The organism is Idiomarina aminovorans (genome assembly GCF_023155095.1).
In the GTDB taxonomy this organism is placed as follows: Bacteria; Pseudomonadota; Gammaproteobacteria; order Enterobacterales; family Alteromonadaceae; genus Idiomarina; species Idiomarina aminovorans.
Genome location: NZ_JAKNDA010000002.1, coordinates 407,040 through 431,682 on the forward strand (window position 1 = coordinate 407,040; position 24,643 = coordinate 431,682).

24 protein-coding genes are annotated in these 24,643 nt (G+C 46.8%); 15 read left to right on the plus strand and 9 right to left on the minus strand.

Translation table 11 applies throughout. The annotated features are described in order from the left end of the window. Positions 1-59 precede the first annotated feature (59 nt). A complete protein-coding gene (cysC, locus tag L8G48_RS06035; protein ID WP_248263701.1) occupies positions 60-656 on the plus strand; it encodes an adenylyl-sulfate kinase in 597 nt (198 codons plus the stop codon). Continuing rightward, a complete protein-coding gene (gene cysQ, locus L8G48_RS06040; protein ID WP_248263702.1) occupies positions 649-1,383 on the plus strand; it encodes a 3'(2'),5'-bisphosphate nucleotidase CysQ in 735 nt (244 codons plus the stop codon). Before cysC ends, cysQ begins: the two co-directional genes overlap by 8 nt. A gap of 13 nt (positions 1,384-1,396) precedes the next feature. Here cysQ and L8G48_RS06045 read toward each other — a convergent pair whose 3' ends face one another. Beyond that, complete coding sequence (locus L8G48_RS06045; RefSeq protein ID WP_248263703.1) at positions 1,397-1,645, minus strand: HipA N-terminal domain-containing protein; 249 nt, start codon at positions 1,643-1,645, stop codon at positions 1,397-1,399. Beyond that, entirely contained in the window at positions 1,646-1,915 is a 270-nt protein-coding gene (locus tag L8G48_RS06050) for a helix-turn-helix domain-containing protein (protein WP_248263704.1), read from the minus strand. A gap of 323 nt (positions 1,916-2,238) precedes the next feature. On the opposite strand from L8G48_RS06050, the gene L8G48_RS06055 reads away from it, so the two are divergent. Together L8G48_RS06055 and L8G48_RS06060 are read left to right on the plus strand one after the other, a co-directional pair. Continuing rightward, complete coding sequence (locus L8G48_RS06055) at positions 2,239-2,583, plus strand: helix-turn-helix transcriptional regulator (protein WP_248263705.1); 345 nt, start codon at positions 2,239-2,241, stop codon at positions 2,581-2,583. Further along, positions 2,570-3,835 (plus strand): type II toxin-antitoxin system HipA family toxin, encoded by a 1,266-nt coding sequence (locus tag L8G48_RS06060; protein ID WP_248263706.1) that lies wholly within the window; start codon positions 2,570-2,572, stop codon positions 3,833-3,835. Before L8G48_RS06055 ends, L8G48_RS06060 begins: the two co-directional genes overlap by 14 nt. 83 nt (positions 3,836-3,918) lie before the next feature. Here L8G48_RS06060 and L8G48_RS06065 read toward each other — a convergent pair whose 3' ends face one another. Both L8G48_RS06065 and L8G48_RS06070 read right to left on the minus strand, forming a co-directional pair. Then, positions 3,919-5,436, minus strand: a complete 1,518-nt coding sequence (locus L8G48_RS06065; RefSeq protein ID WP_248263707.1) for a DUF5666 domain-containing protein — start codon at positions 5,434-5,436, stop codon at positions 3,919-3,921. A gap of 6 nt (positions 5,437-5,442) precedes the next feature. Further along, on the minus strand, positions 5,443-5,664 hold the full coding sequence (locus L8G48_RS06070) for a hypothetical protein (RefSeq protein WP_248263708.1): 222 nt from the start codon (positions 5,662-5,664) through the stop codon (positions 5,443-5,445). A gap of 271 nt (positions 5,665-5,935) precedes the next feature. Between L8G48_RS06070 and L8G48_RS06075 the strand changes: the two genes are divergently transcribed. The 5 genes from L8G48_RS06075 to guaA all read left to right on the plus strand — a co-directional run bounded on the left by L8G48_RS06075 (position 5,936) and on the right by guaA (position 10,059). Next, positions 5,936-6,202: a BrnT family toxin gene (locus L8G48_RS06075; RefSeq protein WP_248263709.1), complete on the plus strand. Its 267-nt coding sequence runs from the start codon at positions 5,936-5,938 to the stop codon at positions 6,200-6,202. Further along, positions 6,189-6,422 carry a type II toxin-antitoxin system BrnA family antitoxin gene (gene brnA / locus L8G48_RS06080; protein WP_248263710.1) on the plus strand — a complete coding sequence of 78 codons (234 nt, stop codon included), beginning with the start codon at positions 6,189-6,191 and terminating at the stop codon, positions 6,420-6,422. The genes L8G48_RS06075 and brnA overlap by 14 nt, the downstream gene beginning before the upstream one ends. An 8-nt stretch (positions 6,423-6,430) precedes the next feature. Beyond that, on the plus strand, positions 6,431-6,790 hold the full coding sequence (locus L8G48_RS06085; protein WP_248263711.1) for a hypothetical protein: 360 nt from the start codon (positions 6,431-6,433) through the stop codon (positions 6,788-6,790). A 210-nt stretch (positions 6,791-7,000) separates the two neighbouring features. After that, on the plus strand, positions 7,001-8,470 hold the full coding sequence (guaB, locus tag L8G48_RS06090; RefSeq protein WP_248263712.1) for an IMP dehydrogenase: 1,470 nt from the start codon (positions 7,001-7,003) through the stop codon (positions 8,468-8,470). An 11-nt stretch (positions 8,471-8,481) separates the two neighbouring features. After that, complete coding sequence (gene guaA / locus L8G48_RS06095) at positions 8,482-10,059, plus strand: glutamine-hydrolyzing GMP synthase (RefSeq protein WP_248263713.1); 1,578 nt, start codon at positions 8,482-8,484, stop codon at positions 10,057-10,059. 208 nt (positions 10,060-10,267) lie between these two features. Here guaA and L8G48_RS06100 read toward each other — a convergent pair whose 3' ends face one another. The 3 genes from L8G48_RS06100 to L8G48_RS13480 form a co-directional block, all read right to left on the minus strand. Next, entirely contained in the window at positions 10,268-10,792 is a 525-nt protein-coding gene (locus L8G48_RS06100) for a hypothetical protein (RefSeq protein WP_248263714.1), read from the minus strand. A gap of 145 nt (positions 10,793-10,937) precedes the next feature. Next, positions 10,938-12,146, minus strand: coding sequence for an endonuclease/exonuclease/phosphatase family protein (locus L8G48_RS06105; protein WP_248263715.1), 1,209 nt, complete (start codon positions 12,144-12,146; stop codon positions 10,938-10,940). Positions 12,147-12,328: 182 nt separating this feature from the next. Continuing rightward, entirely contained in the window at positions 12,329-12,454 is a 126-nt protein-coding gene (locus L8G48_RS13480) for a hypothetical protein (RefSeq protein ID WP_282444678.1), read from the minus strand. Between the two features lie 84 nt (positions 12,455-12,538). On the opposite strand from L8G48_RS13480, the gene L8G48_RS06110 reads away from it, so the two are divergent. From L8G48_RS06110 to L8G48_RS06120, 3 genes are all read left to right on the plus strand, one after another. After that, on the plus strand, positions 12,539-15,772 hold the full coding sequence (locus L8G48_RS06110; RefSeq protein WP_248263716.1) for a TonB-dependent receptor: 3,234 nt from the start codon (positions 12,539-12,541) through the stop codon (positions 15,770-15,772). Between the two features lie 123 nt (positions 15,773-15,895). Next, positions 15,896-19,042 (plus strand): TonB-dependent receptor, encoded by a 3,147-nt coding sequence (locus tag L8G48_RS06115; protein ID WP_248263717.1) that lies wholly within the window; start codon positions 15,896-15,898, stop codon positions 19,040-19,042. Between the two features lie 130 nt (positions 19,043-19,172). Then, positions 19,173-20,561, plus strand: coding sequence for a Na+/H+ antiporter NhaC family protein (locus L8G48_RS06120; protein WP_248263718.1), 1,389 nt, complete (start codon positions 19,173-19,175; stop codon positions 20,559-20,561). Here the strand turns inward: L8G48_RS06120 and tadA are convergent. Next, positions 20,554-21,027 carry a tRNA adenosine(34) deaminase TadA gene (gene tadA / locus L8G48_RS06125; protein WP_282444681.1) on the minus strand — a complete coding sequence of 158 codons (474 nt, stop codon included), beginning with the start codon at positions 21,025-21,027 and terminating at the stop codon, positions 20,554-20,556. The two genes, L8G48_RS06120 and tadA, sit on opposite strands and share 8 nt — an antisense overlap. 69 nt (positions 21,028-21,096) lie before the next feature. Here tadA and L8G48_RS06130 point away from each other — a divergent pair, with 69 nt between their 5' ends. Together L8G48_RS06130 and mltF are read left to right on the plus strand one after the other, a co-directional pair. Next, the gene (locus L8G48_RS06130; RefSeq protein WP_248263719.1) at positions 21,097-22,392 is read left to right on the plus strand and encodes an amidohydrolase; all 1,296 of its coding nucleotides are present in this window, start codon (positions 21,097-21,099) and stop codon (positions 22,390-22,392) included. A gap of 1 nt (position 22,393) precedes the next feature. Further along, positions 22,394-23,761, plus strand: a complete 1,368-nt coding sequence (gene mltF, locus L8G48_RS06135) for a membrane-bound lytic murein transglycosylase MltF (protein WP_248263720.1) — start codon at positions 22,394-22,396, stop codon at positions 23,759-23,761. 22 nt (positions 23,762-23,783) lie between these two features. Here the strand turns inward: mltF and L8G48_RS06140 are convergent, their stop codons facing one another. Beyond that, positions 23,784-24,284, minus strand: coding sequence for a transcriptional activator RfaH (locus L8G48_RS06140; protein WP_248263721.1), 501 nt, complete (start codon positions 24,282-24,284; stop codon positions 23,784-23,786). Between the two features lie 151 nt (positions 24,285-24,435). Here L8G48_RS06140 and L8G48_RS06145 point away from each other — a divergent pair, with 151 nt between their 5' ends. Beyond that, positions 24,436-24,573 carry a hypothetical protein gene (locus tag L8G48_RS06145; protein ID WP_248263722.1) on the plus strand — a complete coding sequence of 46 codons (138 nt, stop codon included), beginning with the start codon at positions 24,436-24,438 and terminating at the stop codon, positions 24,571-24,573. The last annotated feature ends 70 nt before the right edge of the window (positions 24,574-24,643 follow it).

Sequence of the window (24,643 nt, forward strand, 5' to 3'; positions counted from 1 at the left end):
TACGCAAGGTGTCGCATTTGCGGTACAATTTAGGCATTATTTTTTGAAAGAAATAACCAATGACGGAAAATATTGTCTGGCACCATGCCGCTGTATCACATAGCGACCGCGTAGCACAAAAACAACACCAACCGGCGCTACTTTGGTATACCGGCTTAAGTGGCTCTGGTAAATCGACTATTGCTAATGCGGTTGACCGTAAGTTGTTTGAATTGGGCTGCCATACTTACTTGCTGGACGGCGACAACGTGCGTCATGGTCTGAATAAAGACTTAGGCTTTAACGATACCGATCGTGTGGAGAATATTCGCCGCATTACCGAGGTTAGCCGGTTATTTTTGGACGCCGGCTTGATTGTGGGTACCGCGTTTATTTCCCCTTTTATTGCCGACCGGGCGCAGGCGCGTGAGTTGGCCGGTAAAGCGTTTATTGAAGTGTTTGTGGATACGCCGCTGGAAATTTGTGAGCAGCGCGACCCGAAAGGTTTGTACAAAAAAGCACGCGCGGGAGATATTCCCCACTTTACCGGTATTTCGTCACCGTACGAAGCACCAAAGCAACCTGAAGTGCATTTAAAAACCGCTGAAATGGACATTGAACAAGCCGCTGAGCAAGTGGTGCAGTATTTAAAGGATAACGGGATTATTTATGCTTGAAGAGATTAAAAAAATTGCCCGCGACGCTGGCACGGCCATTATGAATGTGTATGAAAGCGATGACTTTGATGTGCAGAAAAAGGGCGATGACAGCCCGCTGACGAAAGCTGATTTGGCCGCGCATAATGTCATTTGTGATGGCTTACGCGCTCTTGAAACTCAGTACCCGATTATTTCGGAAGAGTCGTCCGACATTAGCTGGGAACAACGTAAACACTGGTGCCGTTATTGGTTAGTTGACCCCTTAGATGGCACTAAAGAGTTTATTAAGCGCAATGGCGAGTTTACCGTGAACATTGCCTTAATTGAAAAAGGCGTGCCTATTCTGGGTGTGGTTTACGCGCCGGTACTGGATGCTATGTACACCGGCGAGCGAGACCGTGGTGCGCTTTTAAACGACAAGGCCATTTCGGTAGCAGCCAAAGAGCCGGAAACCTTACGTGTTGTGGGTTCACGCTCTCATCCGTCGCAGGAAACTGTCGACTGGCTGGATGCTTTAGGCAAGCCTTATGAAATGTTGCCCATAGGCAGTTCGCTGAAGATTTGCTTAGTGGCTGAAGGTAAAGCCGATATCTACCCGCGTTTAGGCCCTACCTGCGAGTGGGACACCGGTGCCGCGCATGCGGTATTAAGTGCTGCGGGCGGGCAGGTAACAACCATTAATGGCGAAAAGCTGCTGTACAATCAGAAAGAAGAGTACCTGAACCCGTATTTTATTGCGCGGTGATGCAACGCTGACGTCAGAGGTCTACATCCGCAAGGTCCTGTGCCAACAGCTTTCTGGCTTTTCCTTCGGGCAGTAAGTTATCTAAATAGTTGTACACACTAGCCGGTGTATTAGGACCCTGGACAGAGATTGCCAGCGCGATGGGAAAGCCGTTTTCCCGCCAGTGTTGTTGGTACTCTATTACAGGAAGTTTGGTTTCTTCATTCAGACCTAAATGACCAATAGCAGTGTCACCATAGCGAATATCAATGGAATGCAGCATTTATACCCACTCCTCGCTGGCTGAATTTGCCTCTGTTGTTAACTGAATGCCTAACCCTTTTAGTACTGAAAACGTAGCTGCCAAAGTCGTATTGGGATTACCGCGTTCCAGGCGGGACAAGGTATTTACGCCCACACCGCACAGCGCTGCGCAGTCACGAAGTTTGAGGTTCATACCGGTACGCTTAGCTTTGATAAGTTGCCCTAGTATCTCTGGGGTTGTAATGGCAGATACATTGGGGGCTTCTGTTGCCTTGACTCGTTTAGGCATAGGGTCTCTTTTTTTTATTCACCGATTTAAGTGATTATAGAGAGTGGGTAGGTTTTTTCAAGGTAAATTAGTCGGTATCGGTTATTAATTGATTTTTTAATGATTTACTCATAAAAAAACCGGTATCGGTGAATATTATAAGGTTAATGTAAAGTGAATCTTATTTTAATGTGGCATTGACCAAGACTGTCATGGAAGGTGACGACCATTAATGGCACGTGCGCGGTACACCATTAAAAATTTGACAAAACGCCTATCACTAACTAAATTGATTTATAAGTAACTCATTAAACTGTTTAAAAGTTTATATATAAATCATTATTATGCCAAAATCGATAGTGCGGACTTACTCAAAATACACAAAAGAAGCTCTGACTCTGCTGTCCGGGCTTATTCGATCTGCGCGCATTGAACGCAAGCTTAGTGCACAAGAAGTTGCAGAGCGCGCGGGAATTTCAAGAAGTATGCTCCAACGTATTGAAAAGGCTGATCCTAAGTGTGAAATAGGCGCCGTATTCGAGGTGGCCAGCATTGTCGGTTTAGCGTTATTTGATGCAGAGTTGTCTTCTTCGAAACTCGCCAATAACATCAAGCGCACCGAAGAAAAACTTGCGCTACTGCCACAACGGGTGCGTAAATCTAAAAAGGCCGTTGATGATGACTTCTGAGCCTAATTACAAAGAAGCTTATGTCTGGATATGGTTGCCCGGCGAAATCACACCGGTAGTGGCTGGAAAGTTAGAATCGGACGGCGATAATCTCTTTTTTAATTACGGGAAAAACTATTTGGCACGTATTAACGACGAGCCTGGCGCTATTCCAATTTACGAACCTGAACTCCCATTAAAGTCTGGAAGACTTCCAAACTTACAAGGTTTAACCATGCCTGGGTGTATCCGCGACGCGGCACCGGATGCCTGGGGGCGTAGAGTCGTTATTAATAAACTGCAGGGAAAACGGGGAGAGGGTGTTGATACTGCAGTGTTCCATGAACTGACCTATCTGCTAGAGTCTGGCTCAGATAGAATTGGGGCTCTCGACTTTCAGTTGTCGCCAACCGAATATGTGCCCCGCTCGGCGAAAAATGCCACTATGGAAGAGTTGATTGATTCGGCTGAGCGTGTTGAAAAAGGGATTCCGTTAACACCAGAACTCGATCAGGCTCTTTATCATGGTAGTTCAATTGGTGGAGCTCGTCCGAAAGCACTTATTGAACAAGATGGTATAAAGTACATTGCAAAATTTGCAGCTTCTAACGATCTTTACAGTGTTGTAAAAGCAGAGTTTATTGCTATGCGTTTAGCTTTGTTGGCTGGGTTAAATGTCGCACCAGTAAAAATGGCACAAGCGGCAGGCAAGGATGTCATTCTTATTGAACGTTTTGACAGAGCGCATAGTGAAAGTGGCTGGAAGCGCAAATCAATGGTTTCGGCCTTAACGCTGTTTGAACTTGATGACATGATGGCTCGTTATGCGAGTTACGAAACACTCGCTGAAATTATTCGTCGTCGTTTCAGTAAGCCGAAAGAAACGCTTAAAGAACTGTTTTCCCGATTAGTCTTTAATATTTTGTGTGGCAACACGGATGATCATGCCAGAAACCATGCGGCTTTTTGGGATGGCAATAGCTTACAACTGACCCCAGCTTATGATATTTGCCCACAGGGGCGTACGAGGAATGAGCAGGGACAGGCAATGCGTATTCTCGGTAACAATAATGCCAGCCAAATAAGTACTTGCCTGCAAGCTGCTCCCAACTTTTTGTTGAAACAGGATGAAGCCTTGGCTATTTTTGAGAGTCAGAAGTCAGTAATAGAGCGAAATTGGCATAGTGTATGTAATGAGGCTGAATTGAGCGAAGTTGACCGAAATCTATTTTGGGGGCGCCAGTTTCTTAATCCGTTTTCATTGCGGACGTGACTCTGCTCGCATCTATCCATACAGTGTAAAAGACCCGCCGTTTAAGGTGGGCCTTTAGGATCTGACTTGACAGAAGTGCTTGGTTACTCCGTATCGGTCTCGACTTCAGCTTCTTCTACTTTGATGAACTGCTGTTCAACCCAGATACCTTCTATTTCAATAACCGCACCAACTTCAAGGGCGTCGAAGAAGGTTTGAAGATTAACCTCTTCATCGTTTAGCTTAAACTCAGTGTCTTGGCTAAAGCTCAGTTCTTTTCCATTAACAACGACCGAGTCGCCTTCGATAGACTCAACAGCACCTTCAAATTCGACTTTGCCGGTGTTGTCAGCGTTATCATCGTCATCGTCGTCTCTGCCGCCCTTAACATCAACTTCGACTTCTGTGGCAATTAAGGTATCGCCGTCGTACTCGCCTTCAACCTCAACAATTACTGCAGGGCTGTTCTCAACCAGCTCGATAAAACGCTCAATGCTGATGTTGTCGTCGTCACCTTCAAATTCGGTGTTTTCGTTGAAAGCTACAGAAATGTTGGCGACGGTCATACCTTCAGCGGTGACATCAGCTGCGCGACCTTTAATTTCACCTTCACGATCGTTTTGGTCAATGCGTTTTACTTTTAAAGCCAGGCTAGTGCCCTGGTCATCTTGACGCGAAACCACTTTAAGCCAGTCGTTAACGGCAATGTTATCGTAGGTAAAACGACGCTCATCTGAGTCCGATTCGTCTTCGTACTGGGTTTCTGGTGTAGCGCTAAAGGTTGTGTTATTAATCACAAAGGTTTCGTTCTCTGTATTAATATCAGTGACTTGCCCTTCGGTTTTACTACGTGCGTCAGTGGCCTTAAATTCGATCTCTTCAGCAATAAGCTGGTCATTCTCAAAGCGACCTTCAACTTTCACGATGATGCCATTGGCAAGCGTGTCTAAGCTGCCGTCGTCAAATTCGGTATCGTCGTTAAGGGTAAACTCATAGCGATTAACGGTAAATACACCGCTTTCACTGTCGTAACCTTTAACAATACCGGCAATGGTGACTTCTTCAGCGTCGTCATTAATGTCATCGTTTTCTTTGTTCTCAATGCTGGTGGCGATAAGAGTTTGAGTCTCACTGTTGTACTCATCACCTTCTACTTTAATGAACAAACCGTTGGCTAGATCGTCAATTGTCATGTCGTCATACTCGGCAGCGGACGAGTCAATGGTCAGTTCAGACAATGAAAGGGTTTGAGCATCGGTATCCAGATTGGCTATTTCACCTTTTAACTTAATTTCAGTTTCGTCTGTTTCCAGCTCAACAAGCGTGGAGTAGAAGTTACCCTGATCGTTGATGTAGCCGCTCACTTCAATGAAGTCACCGACAGATAATGTGTCTATGTCGGTCTCATCAAATTCGGTCAGGTCATCAAAAATAATGGTCTGGCCCAGCAACTCAATTTGCCCGGTGCCGCGGTCAATAAACGAAATAGGGCCTTGTAAGTGTTCTTCGTAGCGAATTTGTTGTGCTTCCGGGTCTTCACCATTGTCAGCTTGAGAAGCCGCTACGGTGACCACCATACCCACTTTTAACTGTGCTTCGTCTGCTGCAGGAGAATTGCCCACGGCTATTTAGGCACTTTCTGAGCGATAACGTTTGCCGTTAACATAAACGCTGCCAAAGCCGGTGATCACGCCTTCACTGACCACCGTTGTTGTGGTGGTTGCCGTGCCGTCGTCAGTATTGTTGCCGCCACCGGGTGTGCTGTCGGTGGCGGAATCACCTGAACTTCCGCCACAGGCGGTTAGCGCACCAGATATTGCTAAGACTAAAAGAGACTGTTTAAAACGCATAGTTGTACCTCTTGTTGTTTCTAAAACACCTAAATTGCAGTGTCGGTACTTTCCACCTTAGCGGATGGTTCTGGGCAATACCAGAGGAACGTTTGAGTATTTTGAATGTTCGTTACGTTAGGTTTTTGTTACATTATCTGGTAATCGCAGACGCATTTGATCCTGTGTTATTGCAATATCTGATCATTAAATACGCTTTTACCTGATGATTCCAGAGTGACACCTTAATACCATTTCAATTTAATTTTTATTTATTTATGGTATATATTTAATGTTGTCTTTTGAATTTGATGGAGCAAAAAGTTTATCAAACTTGCAAAAGCATGGAATTGATTTTTACTCTGCTCAATCTCTTTGGAATGATCCAGAGTTAATTGAAATTCCAGCTAAAACTCAAGATGAAAGACGTTATTTAGTTATAGCCAAGTACAAAGGAAACCACTGGTCAGCTGTGATTACTTATCGATTAAGGGCTATTAGGATTATCTCTGTCAGGCGCTCTAGGTATAGCGAGGTGAAGCTTTATGAAAGCGAGTGAATTTGACAAAAAATTTGACTCAGATGAAGACGTTATTGATGAGCTTGAACTGGAAAAAGCGGAAAGGCCTTTGCGCAAGCAAAAACGGGTAAACGTCGACTTTCCTGAATGGATGCTAGACTCTTTAGATGAGGAGGCTGCTCGAATTGGTGTAACTAGACAATCTATTATAAAAGTTTGGTTGGCCGAGCGGCTTGAGCAAATTGACAGGAATGTATAAGAGGGCATATGAAATTATTTTTAGCTTTTATAACAACGCTGTTATTGGCCGGTTGCAGCAGCGCAGAGTCAGCGCCGGATGGTCCCGTAACTATGGCAGATATAAAGAGTTTAATTGGCACTCCAAAAGCGCAAAGTATTGATAGCTGTAAAGTATTGCCGGTAGGTAAGAAGGCTTGCGGCGGCCCGGAAGGCTATGTGGTGTATAGCAGCGAGACAGTTCCTGACGAGCGTTGGTTATTAGATACTATTCACCGTTATAACGAAAAAGCGAAAGAAGAAGCAAAAACCGGATATTCAACCTGTCAGCATATACCTGAGCCTGAACCTGAATTTAAAGGCGGTGTTTGCTGGATACCTGAACGCTGATAAATTAATGAATGCTATCAATGGTATGTATTGCGGAGCAGGCCGGTATGTAACGCCATGGATGGCGTTACTTAAGCCCCCAGGGATGGGTTCACGGCGTCCGGCCAGATCCGCAGTATATGCCCAAGCATTCATTAATTTTCCTTGCGTTCGGTAGCAAAAACGGGTAAAATCCACTCGCAACATGAATCCAGTCACGGAGTGTTGCAGATGCTGCGAATATCCCAAGAAGCCCTGACCTTTGACGACGTTTTGCTCGTACCCGGTCATTCCGAAGTTCTCCCCCATACGGCCGATTTACGCACGCAATTAACGCGCGGAATTTCGCTGAATATTCCTATGATTTCATCCGCAATGGATACTGTTACCGAGTCAGCACTGGCGATTGCGCTGGCGCAGGAAGGCGGCATTGGCTTTATCCACAAAAACATGACCGCAGAGCAACAAGCCGCGCACGTTCGTAAAGTGAAAAAATACGAAAGTGGCATGGTCTCTGATCCGGTTACTGTGCAACCGACAACTACCATTGGTGAAATTAAAGAACTAACCGCCGAGCATGGCTTTCAGGGTTTTCCTGTTATTGAAGGTAACGGCGACCTGGTGGGTATTGTTACCGGTCGTGATACCCGGTTTGAAGACGAAGATAGTAAAGAAATTTCTCATGTCATGACCGGTAAAGATCGTTTGGTCACTGTGCATGAAGCGGCAGAAAGCGAAGAAATTTTGCAGCTTATGCACAAATACCGTATTGAAAAAATACTGGTTGTGGATGACGCCCACAAGCTAAAGGGTATGATCACCCTGAAGGACTTTGAAAAGGCCGAAAACAAACCTAACGCCTGTAAAGACGAACTGGGCTCACTGCGCGTGGGTGCCGCTGTCGGTGTTGGTGCCGGTACTGAAGAGCGCATTAAGTTGCTGGTTGAAGCTGGTGTTGATGTGCTGCTGATTGACACCTCGCATGGACATTCCAAGGGCGTACTGGAGCGGGTTAAACAAACGCGTAAAGACTACCCGAACCTACAAATTATTGGCGGTAACGTGGCAACAGCGGCAGGGGCGAAAGCCTTAGTTGAAGCCGGTGTGGATGCGGTAAAAATAGGCATTGGCCCGGGTTCTATTTGTACCACTCGTATTGTGACCGGTTGTGGTGTACCGCAAATTAGCGCGATTAGCGATGCGGTAGATGCGATTAAAGGATCGGGTGTGCCAATTATTGCCGATGGCGGCATTCGTTTTTCGGGTGACATTGCGAAAGCTTTGGCGGCCGGCGCGCACTGCGTCATGGCTGGCAGTATGCTGGCCGGTACTGAAGAGTCACCGGGTGAAGTGGAGCTTTATCAGGGCCGCTATTACAAGTCATACCGTGGTATGGGCAGCCTAGGGGCCATGGATCAGCTTAATGGCTCGTCTGACCGCTACTTCCAGAAAAGCGATGAAGCCGACAAGTTAGTGCCGGAAGGCATTGAAGGGCGCATTGCTTACAAAGGACCTATTGCTGCCATTATTCATCAGCAGATGGGCGGGTTGCGCTCAGCTATGGGCTTAACCGGTTGTCCGACTATTGAAGACATGCGTACCAAACCGCAATTTGTGAAAGTGACCGCCGCCGGTATGGGCGAATCACACGTACACGATGTGCACATTACCAAAGAAGCACCGAATTATCGTAGCTCGTAACAGGATAAATAATGACTAGAGATATCCATGATCACCGAATATTGATTTTAGATTTCGGCTCTCAGTACACCCAGCTGATTGCCCGCCGTATTCGCGAAATTGGCGTTTATTGTGAGCTTTGGGCCTGGGATGTTGATGAAGCCGACATTCGTGATTTTGCGCCAAAAGGCATTATTTTATCCGGTGGTCCGGAAAGTGTGGCTGAAGAAGGGTCTCCCCGTGCGCCGGACTATGTGTTTAATGCCGGTGTACCGGTATTTGGTATTTGCTATGGTATGCAGACCATGGCGCACCAGCTGGGCGGTTCGGTTCAGGGCTCGCTGGAGCGTGAATTTGGTTACGCACAAATTGAGCTGGTAGAGCAAAGCCCATTGTTTAAAGCCATTGAAGATGCCGTTTCTGAGTCGGGTGCGCCTTTGCTGGATGTGTGGATGAGCCACGGCGATAAAGTAGAAATGATACCGGAAGGTTTTCATACGGTCGCTAAAACTTCCTATTGTCCTTACGCAGCTATGGCCGACGAAGAGCGTCAGTTTTATGGCGTACAGTTCCACCCGGAAGTCACACATACCCGTCAGGGTTTGCGGATGCTGGAGCACTTTGTCAGCGATATCTGCGGGTGTGAGAAGCAATGGACCCCGGCAAAGATCATTGATGACGCTATTGAACGCATCCGCGAGCAGGTAGGTACTGATAAAGTCATTTTGGGCTTATCGGGCGGAGTCGATTCGTCAGTAACGGCGATGTTGCTGCACCGTGCCATTGGTGACCAGCTGACCTGTGTGTTTGTGGATAATGGTTTGTTACGCTTAAACGAGGCGGAGCAGGTGATGGAAATGTTCGGCGACCATTATGGCCTGAACATTTTACCGATTCGCGCCGAAGACCGCTTTTTAGATGCTTTAAAAGGCGAGAACGACCCGGAAAAGAAGCGTAAAATTATTGGTAATACCTTCATTGAAATTTTTGATGAAGAAGCCGGTAAACTGACGGAAGTAGACTGGCTGGCGCAGGGCACTATTTACCCCGACGTGATTGAGTCTGCCGGCTCCAAAACCGGTAAAGCGCATGTCATTAAGTCGCACCACAACGTGGGTGGTTTACCGGAAGACATGCAGCTGGGTTTGGTTGAGCCATTACGCGAATTGTTTAAAGACGAAGTGCGTAAAATTGGCCTTGAGTTAGGTTTGCCGCATAGCATGCTTTATCGTCATCCGTTCCCGGGGCCGGGGTTAGGTGTTCGTGTGCTGGGTGAAATTAAGAAAGAGTACTGCGATTTACTGCGCCGTGCCGACGCCATCTTTATTGAAGAACTGCACAATGCAGGCTGGTACGACAAAGTTAGTCAGGCCTTTGCGGTGTTTCTGCCGGTACGTTCGGTTGGCGTAATGGGTGATCAGCGTAAATACGATTGGGTTATTGCCATTCGTGCGGTAGAGACTATCGACTTTATGACCGCACGTTGGGCACATCTGCCGTATGAGTTGTTAGAGAAGGTGTCTAACCGGATTATCAACGAAGTGAACGGCATTTCCCGCGTAACCTATGATATTTCCGGCAAACCACCGGCCACTATTGAGTGGGAATAATATGTAGCCTGATGTTCACATCAGGTGAGATATCCCACCTGACATGAATGTCAGGCTACGCGATTTATTTGACGGATATATTTGTCATTTTTTAGTTTTAGGCTAATATGACAGATATAACTGTCAAACCTAGATTCAATAATGGTGTCAAAACCCACTGTAAGTGGATATCGACACCATAAAAAACGTAAATATACGTAGAATCAACTTAGAAGTGGTAAGTCACGCCTAAATGTACTTCGTTATCAACGCTGTTGAAGTTGCCACGGAAACCAGCGTCAGCAGAGAACTGCTCAGTAAAGGCGTAGCGCAAACGTGCACCAACTGATGCGAAACCGTCTAAGCCCCAGTCGTAACCTGCATCTACAATAGCGGTGGTTTGCTGGCTTAACTTGGTCATAGCGCCAATACCGGCGTACGCGCTGGTGTCGTCGTAGTTGCCAAAGTCATAGTGGCTAACACCGCCTTTCAGGAAAGTGTTGAATTGTTGGCCAGCTCCCATATCCAGAAAGTATTTAGCTCCTGCACGAAGTGAGTAGTCACCCATATCAGTTACTTGAACGTCACCCACCCAGTTAGGGGCGATGGTTTTGGAGCCTTCTACATAGAAGTCGGAATCATAGAAATCGTTGAAGCCGCCGCTCACGTAGTTGAAATCATCAGCTTTGCTGGCTGCTGAAAACATAAGCGAACCGCTTGCAAGTAACGCTGTTGTGAGTAATAGTTTTTTCATGGTTTACCTCCTTGGATACAAGGTTTGCATTATCGCACCTAAGGAGGATTTCAACAGCCCTGCAACTGTAAAGCTTCAGTAAAATAAAGGGCTATAGCCTGATATTCATGTCAGGTCAGATATCGTTCCTGACGTGAACGTCAGGCTACTTGACAATATCTAACCAAACCAGACGATGGTCGGAAGAGGCGCTGCGTTTCTGCATGAGCTCGCTACCGGACTCATCATCCACCGGCCAGAACACCCCCGCGTCTTTTACAATTAAGTCGTTAGACGGCAGTACATAATCAACGCGTTTACGCCAGGCGGCAGTATGGAACTGCGCTCCTTGTTTGTCCGGAGAATGCTGTTGCCCACCGCGGCTTTGCGGCTTTACATCGTTAACGCGTGGGTGCTCCAGTAACTGTTCTATAGCACCATCGACGCCACCGGAGCCCGCTTCAGCGTTCATATCACCCATTACGATAAAGCTCTGGTCTGCGGCTAGACCACCTCGCGTACCTTTGTCGTCGTAGAGATAATTGCCGCTGCCGGGCGTGAGATAATCGGCAAACAGGCGAATTTCGTCAAAGTTACGCATGCCATTGCTGTTTTCGGGGCCGTCAAATGCCGGTGGTACCGGGTGTGCGGCTAATAAGTGAATGATTTTATCGCCGACTTTTACCGGTAAGTCCCAGTGCGATTTTGAGCTTAACGGGTACTGCGCCATAATTTCATCAGAGTACCATTGTTCATTGGTGGCCTGGCCTTGCTCGTTTATGACATAAGGAATGTGACGACCGGGCATGTCTTGCCACAAAAAATGCTGAAAAGTGCGGACTTTATCGGTCAATAATGGGTATTTGGATAAAATAACCATGCCGTACTGACCGGGGTACCAACCGAAACCCCAGGCGTCGATGCCGGTGCCTTGCGCTTTGCCGTCGCGGTTTAAGTCAAAAGCCGAGGGCACACCGGTGTTAACCGGAGCGGTATAAGCGTAAGGGTACTCAATGGCTTGCTGCCCGTTTTGTGAAACAGCTAAGTAATTTTTCTGAAAAACATTAACGCCAACTTCAGGGTCAAGGTAGTCAAATTCGTTTAAGAGAACAATGTCAGGACGAACGCGTTGGAGAATTTCGGCAATACCACGAATTTGTTCATGATTCTTTTGCAACACCTCCGGTAAAGGCGATTCAGTTAATGCCGGTAATTCGCTTTCATTTAAGTAGTTAGAGGCATCCATACTGACATTAAAGGTCGCAACCCGAATGGTTTCAGGTTCATTTTTGCCGTAACCAGCTACTGCATTAAAAGAGACAGGAATCATAAAGACAACGAATGTTAAAAATAATAAAAACCGCATAAAGCCCATGGAATAACCGTTAGAGAGCAGCCTAAGACAATGGGGAAGAGTAAAGGTTCCCGAATGACTAGGCAAGGGCGAATATTTTGATTAAAATATGTCATATATCTGACACAAAAATGTCTTAGAAGCGTAATGAAATCAGCCGCATCCCATACAGCTCGGACCTCTTGCCGTACTCTTGATTCCTATCAGGTCATGAGCTTTCCGGTAATGAACCAGCTATTGTGCCGCGGCTCTTCATCCAATTCTAAGCGAAAGACTGGCTCTCCTTTTCTGTCTTCGGCAAAAAGTTCCATTGCTTCACACATTTTCATTAAGTTGTCACATTTCTGCTTTATAACTTCTCGTCCATTAAGAAACTTTCTTTTTATCGTTGCCAAAAAACTAGGAAATAACTCATGAGATTGAACTCCAAAGTGAGTCGAATTTCTGCGGCTGTTGCTTTAGCTGTAGGCCTTTCGACAAGTGCTTTTTCTCAAGAAACCTCATCGTCTATGCGTGGTGTTATCACAGGCCCTCAGGGAAATCCTGCAGCAAACACTAAAGTGGTTATTATTCACCAGCCAACGGGCACAGTGAGTGAATTCACAACCAATGAGGACGGTACTTTTACAGCAAAAGGCTTACGGGTTGGCGGACCTTACCAGGTAATTCTGGATTCTGAGCAATATCGTGACGCCGTTCTTGAGGGGGTTTATCTTGACTTGGGTGATACCTATCGTGTGAGTCGCCAGTTAGAAGCTGATGATATGGAGCGTTTGGTTGTTTCTGGTACGGCCCTGTTGACTGAAAGTGGCGGCGCGAGCAGCAGTTTTGGTGAAGATACCATTGATAATATGCCCAGTCTGAACCGTGACTTAAAAGACGTAGCGCGTATTAACCCGTTAGTCACCATTAATGGTTCCGGCGAAATGACTATTGCCGGTGGTGATCCGCGCATGAATAGCATCACCGTTGATGGCATTGGTCAGAATGATGACTTCGGCTTGAACTATGGTGGCTACCCGACTGAACAGCCTCCCGTATCGCTAAGTGCTATTGAGCAAATTTCAGTTGATGCCGCACCGTTCTCGGTAAAAAAAGGCGACTTCTCAGGCGGTACGATTAATGCAGTAACTAAGTCTGGAACTAACGAGTTCGAAGGTGAATTTTTCTACGAGCACTCAAGTCCTGATCTTAAAGGTGATGTTGCGCAAATCAGAGAAATTCGCGATGAAAACGACGATCCTGTTCTTGATGAAAACGGTTATAGAACATATCGCGAAGAGGACATAGAACCAAACCGAACAATATCAACGTTAGGTTTCTCGTTCGGTGGACCCATTGTCGAAGATTCTTTATTCTTTTTCACTAACTATGAAGAATGGACAAACGAGATTGATTTAGACTACGGCTTTCAGGGCAGTGGCGCAACAAATGAGTTTTATGTAACGGAAAGCCTATACAACGATTTTATCCAAATACTCGATGAGCAATACGATATTCAAGACTCTTTGGGTGGAGATCCAGAAGACAAAGACCGTAAATGGTTAACTAAATTAAGCTGGAATATTAATCAAGCTCATCGTCTTGATGTGACTTATCAGTGGCAAGATAACTCTGATGCTCGCAACTTTGCTACAGGTGAGACTGATGAAGTGTCTTTGGCATCAAGCCGATATACCTACCACACGCGCATGAATAATATTAGTGCTCGTTTGTATAGCGACTGGACGGCTAACTTTATCACCGAAATGGGTTTGACCTACAAAGATGTTGAAGCAAACTCGCTCACTAATTCAAATATAGGGCAAGTGACTGTTGAAGAAAGCTATAGAGGCCCATCGTTTGTTTTCGGGCGCGACAAGTATCGCCATTCAAACGTTGCTAAAAACGACAACTTAACGTTCAACTTTGATGCTACCTACCTTATGGGTGAGCATGAAATCGTATTTGGTACCCAAGTAGAGCAATTGAGTTTATATAACAAGTTCGTGCCAGACTCGTTGGGAACTTGGGAGTTTGATGACTTTTACGGTTTTGAAAACGGTATTGTTGGAAACTTTAGCGGTTCTTGGGATTTTGACTACCAAAATGCCTACACAAATAACCCTGAAGACGCAGCTTATGAAGTTGAAAGAACAACTTTGGCGTTATATGCGGGCGATACATTCTACGCAACACCAAACTTGGAAGTTAATGCGGGTTTACGATACGAGCGTTTAAGCTCTAGCGACACGCCGACTTTAAATGAAAATTTCCAGGAAGCTTATGACGGCATGACCAATCAGGAGAACTTGGACGGCTTGGATATTTTCCTGCCTCGCTTTAGCTTTAAATATTATACCGATAGCAGCTTGGTTGTTCGTGGTGGTCTTGGTCGCTTCTACGGTGGCGTTCCTAACGTTTGGTATACAAACCCATTCACCAAAGACGGTGTGACTCTAGTTACAGCACCATCAAGTGTAATAGCCGAATATTATGAAAATAATGTAGTTAGCGGCTTCGATAGCATTCCTCAGGAAATCCAAGACGCTATGGAACGTGGCAACGGTAGTACAAACTACACCGCTCCAAACTTTGAGTTGCCAAGCGATTGGCGAGCTCAGTTAGCATTGGATTATGAATTAGACGTTCCTTACTTAGGTGACATGTTTAATGCGACCACGTCATTTATGTATAAACGCATTGAAGATCAGCCTGTCTGGTATAACACAGCTATCCAGGAAGTTGGAAGAGCAGCTGATGGTGAGCGTATTATTTATGAGTCTCGTTATGAGGGCGACCGCACTGAAAATTACGACATTATGCTGACAAATGCAGCAGAAGATGGACGTGCGTTCATCTTCTCGCAGTCGATAGCGAAGCAGTGGAATAACGGTTTAAACTTTACAGCGAGCTATACCTATCAAGACGTTGAAGACAACGGTGCTGGTTCTTCTTCACAGGCGGCGAGTAACTACAAACACTATGTAGCAAAAAGCCGAAACCAAGCTTTTACTGCTACAGGTAATTTCGAAACTGAGCATAGCCTGAAAATTACCTTGGGTTACAAGAAAGAGTTCTTCGCGGACTATGAAACTCGTTTTAATCTCTTCTTCGAGCGTCGCTCAGGTCGTCCGTTTAGTTACATAATGAGTTTCTATAATGACAATGCCTTTGGTGATAATGAGGCTGGTGGTGACTATTTCAATTCGCAGTCCGCTTATTTGGCTTATATTCCGTCAGGCGAGAATGATCCTAACGTAGATTGGGATAACTCAATTAGCTGGAACGAGCTTAAACTTCTACTCGATAATGCGGGTATTGCTTATGGTGGTGACGGTTATATATTAGATCGTAATACTCATAACCAGCCTTGGGTTACTGACTTAGACCTGAGTATTCAACAGGAAATACCTGGCTTTATGGATGGACACAAGGGTATCTTATATTTAACCATCGATAATTTTGCTAACTTGTTGAATGACGACTGGGGTATTGAACGTCGCCTAACTTACCCTCAAATCTCATTGTATGACTTTGGCGGGCTTAGTGATGAAGGGAAATATCAAATTGAACAGACTTATCAGGGGTACTATCCGAATAATTACAGTACTGTTGACATGAGCTCTTCCTGGAGCGCTAAGTTAGGTGTTCGTTATACCTTCTAAACCGTTAAACAGAGCCTCACAATTTGTGGGGCTTTTTTTTTGGATAAAGTTCATAGAATTGTCACAAATAAGCTATACCCTTATTTGTAGTTAAAACCAAAACAAAACCGGGAAGAACACACTATGTTTAACTCTACTTTTAAGCGTACGGCTGTTGCAGCTGCTATTGCTATGGGCCTTAGTGGCACTGCTCTGGCTCAGGAAACGTCATCCAGCCTTCGTGGTGTTGTGACCACTGAGTCTGGTCAGATTGTTTCAAATGCAACCATTCAGCTACGCGACGAGCGTACCGGAAGCATTAAAACGTTAAGCTCGAACCAACAGGGTACGTTTTCGTCACGGGGGTTGCCGGTTGGCGGCCCTTACACCATAGTGGTTAAAGGCCCGGAAGGTCGCAACCAGGTAGTTGAAAATATTTACCTGACCCTGGGTGACTCTCAAAACGTCAATGTGCGTCTTGAGCGTGAAGAGATGGAAGTTCTGAGCGTAACTGGCTCTATGGTCAGCAACGCGCTTTATGGCAGTAACAGTCCGGCAGCAAACTTCAATTTACAGGATTTGGAAAATGCACCTTCTGCCAACCGCGACTTAAAAGACGTAATTCGTATTGACCCGCGTATTTACATTAACGAAACCAATGCTGGTGATATTCAGTGTGGTGGTGCTAACCCTCGTTTTAACAGTCTGACCGTTGATGGCGTTCGTATGAACGATAACTTCGGCCTTAACAGCAGTGGTTACCCAACCGAACGTATGCCGTTTTCTTACGATGCGATTGAGCAGGTTGCGGTTGAGTTTGCGCCTTTTGATGTTCAGTACGGTGGTTTTACGGCGTGTAACATTAACGCCGTTACCAAAACCGGTGACAATGAGATGTTTGGTGGTGTGTTTTATGACTACACCAACGATTCTTTGCAGGGTGATAAGCTGGAAGGCGACAGCATTAACGTGGGTGACTTCAGTGAAAAACGCTATGGCTTCAATGTTGGCGGTGCCTTCATTGAAGATAAGCTGTTCTTCTTTACCTCTTATGAGAAGCTGGAAGGCTCCGATACGTTTGACCGTGGTCCCGAGGGCTCTGGCGCAGCAACCGAAGTTGCAGGTGTGAGCCAGGCTGATGTTGAGCGTATTGCAACTATTTCGGAGAACATTTACGGCTATAATCCTGGCGGTTTCCCGGCCAGCTTACCGGTCGAAGATGAAAAATTCTTAGCCAAGTTGGATTGGTACATTAGTGATGCGCACCGTGCGTCGTTAACTTACAACTATAACGATGGTTTTTCTATCGCTCAGTCTGATGGTGATTCAGACGAGCTGGAGTTTTCCAACCACTTTTACGAGCGCGGATCTGAGTTCACGTCTTATGTGGGCGAGCTATATTCTGACTGGAGTGACAACTTCTCGACCGAAGTGCGAGTGGGTTATTCTGAGTTAGATGCTCGCGTCAACCCTCTGGGTGGCACCGACTTTGGTGAAGTTCAAATTGGGGTTAATGACGCGACGGTATACTTAGGCGCGGATGACTCCCGGCACGCGAATAAGCTGAAATACGATACCACTTTCTTTAAACTGAAAGGGACCTACTTACTGGGCGATCATGTTCTTTCTGCCGGTATTGAGCGTGAAGAATATGACGTGTTTAACCTATTTGTGCAAGAAGCAGAAGGCGAGTATCGGTTCGGTTCAATCGATGATTTTGAAGCAGGCACGCCATATAGAGCCACTTATGAGAGCGCGGCAGGCACTAATAACCCTCGCGATGCAGCGGCAGAATTTGGTTACGCGGTAAATACTGCGTACGTTCAGGATGAATACTATTACGCACCAATGGATATTACTTTCACTTACGGTCTGCGCTATGACTGGTACACCAGCGATGACTTGCCAGTGAATAATCCATTAAACCAGGAACTTTATGGTTTCTCTAACCAGCAAAATCTGGATGGTCAGGACTTACTGCAGCCACGCTTTGGTTTTAACTGGTTTGTTAACCCGGACTTAGAAGTTCGCGGTGGTGTTGGCTTGTATTCTGGCGGTAATCCGAATGTCTGGATTTCCAACAACTATTCAAACAATGGTGTGACGCAATATGAATCTCGCCGAAGCTTTGCGAATGAGTCTTTGTTTGATGTGCCACACACAGGCGAAGGACGTCCAATTTATGATGTTCCGCAGGAACTGTTCGACGAAGTAGCCAATGCCAGTGGCCAGGGCCCAATCAACACTATGGATCCTAATTTCGAGTTACCCAAAGAATGGAAATATGCGTTAGGTGCTACTTATACGCTGCCTGATAACTACATTCTGATGGCGGACTTTTTGTACACGGATAAAAAAGATGCTGCGGTTATCTACAATATGGGCCTTGAGCAGGTTGATACTGCGCCGGATGGTCGTCCTATTTTCGAAAAACAGTCGACTGATGGTCGTGGTCAAGGTGATGACTTCCTGTTGACCAATGTTGATGGTGATTCAGGCTCTCAAACTACGGTTTCGCTGGCGTTGAGTAAGTCGCATGACTTTGGTCTGGACTGGACTTTTGGATACGCTTATAACGAAGCAGAAGATGTTAACCCGATGACCAGTTCCGTGGCGTTTTCTAACTACACAAACCTGGCAAGATCTAACGCCCAGAACCCGGGGGTTGCGACCTCTAACTACGAAATACCACACCGCTTTACCTTTAAGGCGAATTACACGAAAGAGTTCTTCGACGGTTATGACACTGTGTTCACTCTGTTCGGGACACGCAATAAAGGTCGTCCGTTCTCTTACACAATGTCGGATATTTTCGGTGAAAGTTCATATAAAGGCTATAGCTTATTATATGTACCCACCGGTCTGGAGGATCCAAACTTCGCGATTGGCACCGACGATGACGGTAACCCATTTGAAACAGCTGCGTTCTTCGACTTTCTTGAAGAGTCGGGCTTGAGCAAATATGCGGGCGGTATTGCGCCACGTAATGAGTTCAACAGCAAGTGGTGGACCAAAGTTGATTTACGTATTGAACAGGAACTACCCGGCTTTATGGATGGACATAAAGCATCAGCGTTCTTCGTGATTGAAAACTTAGGCAACATGCTGAATGACGACTGGGGCGTGCTTTACGAAGCAAGCTTTCCACGTGCGTTCACTGTTGCCGATGTTGAAATTAATGACGCGGGTCAGTACCAGTACAACTCGTTCCGTAATACCTCTAATGTTCAGGCGCGTGCGGGTGAGCCGTCACTGTGGTCTGTACGTTTAGGTGTAGAATACAAATTCTGATAAACCCCACCTGACGTGAACGTCAGGTTAAGAGATGGCGCGTCAGTGCTACGAATAAACCGCCGTTGGTATTGCCCGCGGCGGTTTATTATTTTAATCTGCCGTTACCGACCACTAATTAGCTGACCCAATGGAACTGAGCTGGACCAGTCTTTTACCTTCCTTATTGGCAATTGTATTTGCGATTATTACCCGAAAAGTTCTGCTGGCGCTTATTGGTGGCATTATTTTGGCCAATATTCTGCTGTTCTGGCCTGCCCCTGAAAATATTGCTTTGGGTACGCTGGTAAGCACTTGGGATACCTTAATTGACCCCAGTAACATGCTGGTCTGGTTTTTTACCTTGGGTATTGGTGCTTTGTTTGGGGTGCTGGAAAATGGTGGTGCCTTTAAACAGTTTGTACTGAAACTGGAACGCAAGCAGTGGATAGAAAGCAAGCGGCGGGCGCGGTTAATGACCTGGGTTTTGGGCGTTATTGTGTTCATAGAGTCCAACGTTACCATTATGATTTCCGGCACAACGTCACGGCCTATTTATGATCGGCTGGGCATTGCCCGGGAAAAACTGGCTTACATTGTTGATTCTACCTGTGCTGCTATTTGTATTTTGATTCCGCTGAATGCCTGGGGCGCGTTTAATCTCACCTTAATTGCTAATCAGGGCGTTGAACAGCCACTGTTGGTTTTCATTCAGTCTATAGCCTTTAATTTTTATGCCATTTTTGCGGTATTACTGGCTTTGTTCGTGGCTTTATTCGACTGGAATATTGGTCCCATGAAAGCGTTTGAACAGAATGCGCTACCGGATCAAGTCTCGCAGAATACCTGGGGCGACGGGCCGGACGAAGAAGCCAGCTTCGGCAAAGGCACTGCGGTGGTAATGACCAGCTTAGTATCGCTGGTGGTGATGGTGCCGGTCATGCTGCTGGTAACCGGAGGTGGCGTACTAGTGGACGGCAACGGTACCTTAAGTGTGTTTATTGCCATTTATGTGGCTTTGGGGCTGGCGGTCGCTGGTACTTTAATGACACAACGGGTTGGTTTAATGGATGTGGGTCGCTACTTGTTAAAAGGAGCGTGGCATATTCTGCCGCTGGCGGTCATTTTGTGGTTGTCGATAGCGCTGGGGGGCTTAACCCGCGACTTAGGTACGGGCGAGTTTTTAGCGGCGGCATTAGATGGTTCTGTGCAGTTGTGGATGCTGTTGCCGCTGATTTTTGTGCTGTCGGCCATTACCGGCTTTTCCATTGGCTCCAGCTGGGGCACCTTTGCCATTATGCTGCCACTGGCTATTCCGTTGGCTATGACGCTGGGGTTGCCGGCGGCAACGTTTATTGCGGCAGCCATTTCCGGCGGCATTTTCGGTGACCATGCATCGCCTATTTCCGATACCACCATTATTGCCTCTATGGCCTCGGGCGTGGAACACATTGACCATGTGCGAACGCAGTTACCTTATGCGTTATTAGCCGGGCTTGGCGCAACCGTGGCTTATTCAATAACGGGTCTGCTTATTTAGCGTTGACCTTGGCAGATGTTCGGCGGGCGCGGAAAAAACGGCGTAGAATATCGCCGCATTCTTCTGCCAGAACACCACTTTGCACTTCCACTTTGTGGTTCATGGAGGCGTGATTAATAACTTCAATGGCGGTGCCGGTGGCTCCGGTGCGGGGGTCGGTTGCACCAAACACCAGGCGTTTAACGCGGGCGTGAGTGATTAACCCCGCGCACATAGCACAAGGCTCCAGCGTGACGTACAGGGTGGAATCGACCAACCGATAGTTATCGGTAGCCTGGCCTGCAGAACGAATGGCCTGTGTTTCAGCATGAGCGGATGGATCGGATAAGGAAATAACCTGATTATAACCTTCACCCACAATTTTATCGGCCATAACCAACACCGCGCCAACGGGCACTTCGTCGGCGGTTTGCGCTTGTTGGGCGAGTTCTAAGGCTCGCTGCATATAGATTTCATCGGTTGTCATGGCAGCGATTTTAGCGCAGGATATTAGTCAGTACCAGAATAACAATCCGCACTTATGCAGGAGAGAACAATGAAAAAGCTCGTTATTAGCTTAATACTGGCCAGCGGCCTGGGTTTCACTACCCATTCTGCTGCACAGCAGTCGCCGGTAAAAGTCAGCAGTGACTTAGAAGCTCAGGTTATTGAGTGGCGTCGTCATATTCATGCCAACCCGGAATTGAGTAACCGCGAATTTGAGACCGCTAAAATGGTGGCTGAGCATTTGCGTTCTCTGGGTATGGATGTAGAAACGGGTGTGGCTCACACCGGCGTTGTGGGCCTGCTTAAAGGCGGTAAACCGGGCCCTACCATTGCGCTGCGTGCGGACATGGATGCATTGCCGGTAACTGAACAAACCGACGTGCCATTTAAATCAACGGTTAAATCAGAATTTCGGGGTAACGAAGTGGGCGTGATGCATGCCTGCGGACACGACACTCACGTGGCTATGCTAATGGGTGCGGCAGAAAAATTAGCCGAAGTGAAAGGTGAACTGGCCGGTAACGTGATGTTTATCTTTCAGCCAGCAGAAGAGGGCGCGCCGGAAGGTGAGGAAGGTGGCGCTGAATTAATGTTGAAAGAAGGTCTGTTTGCTGACCTAATAGCCGAAAACAAACCAGAAAAAGTTTTTGGTATTCACGTGTGGGCTGGTTTCCCGACAGGCCATGTTGGTTACAGAAAAGGCCCGCTGATGGCTTCTGCAGACCGGTTCGAAATTAAAGTTAAAGGAAAGCAGGCGCACGGCTCAGCCCCATGGACCGGGGTTGATCCTATTGTGACTTCAGCACAAATTATTAATAACGCACAAACTATTATCAGCCGCCAGACCAATATTACAAAGGCACCGGCGGTGCTGTCGTTTGGTATTGTCGATGGTGGTGTGCGCAATAACATCATTCCTGACGAAGTGACATTAATTGGCACCATCCGTAACTTTGATATGGATATTCGTTCGGATATTCACGATAAATTAACGCTTACCGCAGAGAAAACGGCTGAAGCGAACGGTGCAGAAGCGCATGTTCACGTTGATTTAGGCTACCCGGTCACCCGTAACGACGAAAACCTGGTTGAGCAAATGTTGCCGATAACCCGAGCCGTTGCCGGTGCTGATAAAGTGCAGGAAGTGCCATTAGTGACAGGTGCGGAAGACTTTTCGTACTATGCACTGGAAGTGCCCGGTATGTTCGTGTTCTTAGGGGTTACTCCACCAGAGCGTGATATGGCCAGCGAGCCCAGTAACCATTCGCCGCACTTTTATGCGGATGAAGATGCGCTTAAAACGGGCGTTGCGCTGTATGTAAATTGGGCTCTGGAATCACTGTAATATGCCCAAATCTGCAGTATCGCTGTTCGTTTTTTTGTGTTTTGCCGTTAGTCTGATAACGGCCTGCACGCCTCAGACCCGCCCCAATGCCATGACCGTGGTTCAAGAACGTCAGGTATTGCGGGTGGGAACCTTAATTAATCCGACCAGCTATTACTTTGACCACGACCGTGAGCAAGGATTTGAGTATGACTTAGCCAAACGTTTTGCTGCTCGCTTAGGTGTTGAGCTGGAGATGGTACCACGGTTTGACGTGAACGACTTGTTTACCATGCTGCGTCGCGGCGAAGTGGATATTGTTGCTGCGGGTCTTGACCGCACTTCGACGCGTGCCCGGCTGTTTCGTTTTAGTCCACCCTACGACATTATTAGCCAGAAAGTGGTTTTTAAGCAGGGATCGCGGCAACGTCCGCGTGACCTGCAGCAAATTACCGATGGGGAAATTGTAGTGGTGGAAGGCAGCTCGCACCATGAGTTTTTGCAAAGCTTAGGTGAAAGCATTCCCACCTTAAAGTGGCGCACGACGCGCGATCACGATGCGGTGGAATTGCTGCAAATGGTCATTAAAGAAGAGATTGATTACACCATTACCGACAGTACGGCGCTGGATATTCAACGCCGTTTTCATCCGGATTTAAGTGTAGCTTTTACGGTAAAGCATGATCAGGATATTGCCTGGGCGTTACCGCAAGGTACTGACGACTCGTTGTTCTCGGCGGTGGTGGAATATTTTGGAGAAATTCGTTCCAGTGGCCGTTTAGCGTATATCAAAGAGCAGCATTTTGGTCATGTAAAGCAGTTTAACTATGTGACTACCAGCTTATTTATAGAGGCGGTTGAGCGAGTTTTACCGGGTTATATCGAAACCTTTAAAGAGCATTCAGGCTCGCTTGACTGGCGCTTGCTGGCCGCCATTTCTTATCAGGAATCGCTGTGGAACCCAAGAGCGGTATCACCTACCGGTGTGCGTGGCATGATGATGCTGACTCTGCCGACGGCAAAGGCGATGGGTGTTAAAAGTCGACTGAATGCCGAGCAGAGTATCCGTGGTGGTGCGCGCTATCTGGAGCGTATGTTAAACCGGGTGCCGGCAAGAATTCCGCAACCCGACAGAACCTGGTTTTCCCTCGCGGCTTATAATATAGGGTTCGGTCATTTAGAAGATGCCCGCATTATCACCGAGCGTCAGGGAGGTAACCCCGACCGCTGGGTAGATGTGAAAAAACGCTTACCTTTGCTGCGGCAAAAGCAGTTTTACCGTCACACTCGTTACGGCTTTGCCAGGGGCGATGAGCCGGTTACCTATGTGGGTAATATTCGTCGCTTTTACGACACATTAAAATATTTGGATGAACAGGGGCGACTGTAATTCGCGTAGCCTGACATTCATGTCAGGCTTGGAATTGAAGTTCCTTGTAACTGAAGTTGGCTTTGACTTCTTTTTGCATCCATTCCAGCATGACAAAGCAACGCGATTCGCCATCTAATTTGATAATTTTAGCAAGGAACCCACGGAATGGCCCTTGCTGAACTTCGACGGTATCGCCCACTTTCGGTGCTTGCTCGTCGGTTAGCTGATCCACACCGCGCATTTGATCAACCCAGCTTTGTGGCACCTTGGGCATGTTGTCGCCAAAACGAAGCACCCCGGCAACGCCATAAGTGCTGCGCAGCTTATAGAACTGTTCGATAATGTCATCGGGCTTGACAAAGACATAGCCCGGAAACATTCGCTCTACCACCGATGTACGCACACCACGACGAACCTTTTTAACCGTTAATTCCGGCGCAAACACCCCAAACCCCTGATTTTCCAGATTCAGTATAGCCCGTTCTTCCTGTTTAGGTTTGGTTCGTACGATGTACCAGACATCAGATTCGAGTTCGTTCATAACAGGTCCTTTTGTTCGTGGGTGATGGATCGTTCCATATTCAGTTGAGTTACGCAAATTAGGGCTATAGGCCTCTTAAAAAATCATTGCAAAAAACGGGGGCGGAAAGGTAAGCTAATTAGGTATTTTGATGCAATAAAGGCCTAAGTCTATGCGAACCAACCGCCTCAGACGTGAAAACAACGAACGCCGCCGCGCTGTTATCCGCAAGCGCAGACAGCGCATTATCGATCGCCGCGAAAAGTGGTTTCGCATCGTTAACCGCGAAGGTACTTCAAAAGTCGAATAGCTTAACGTTTACGTCAGGTTAAATATTCGACCTGACATGAATGTCAGCCTACTGTATAATCTGCCAGCAA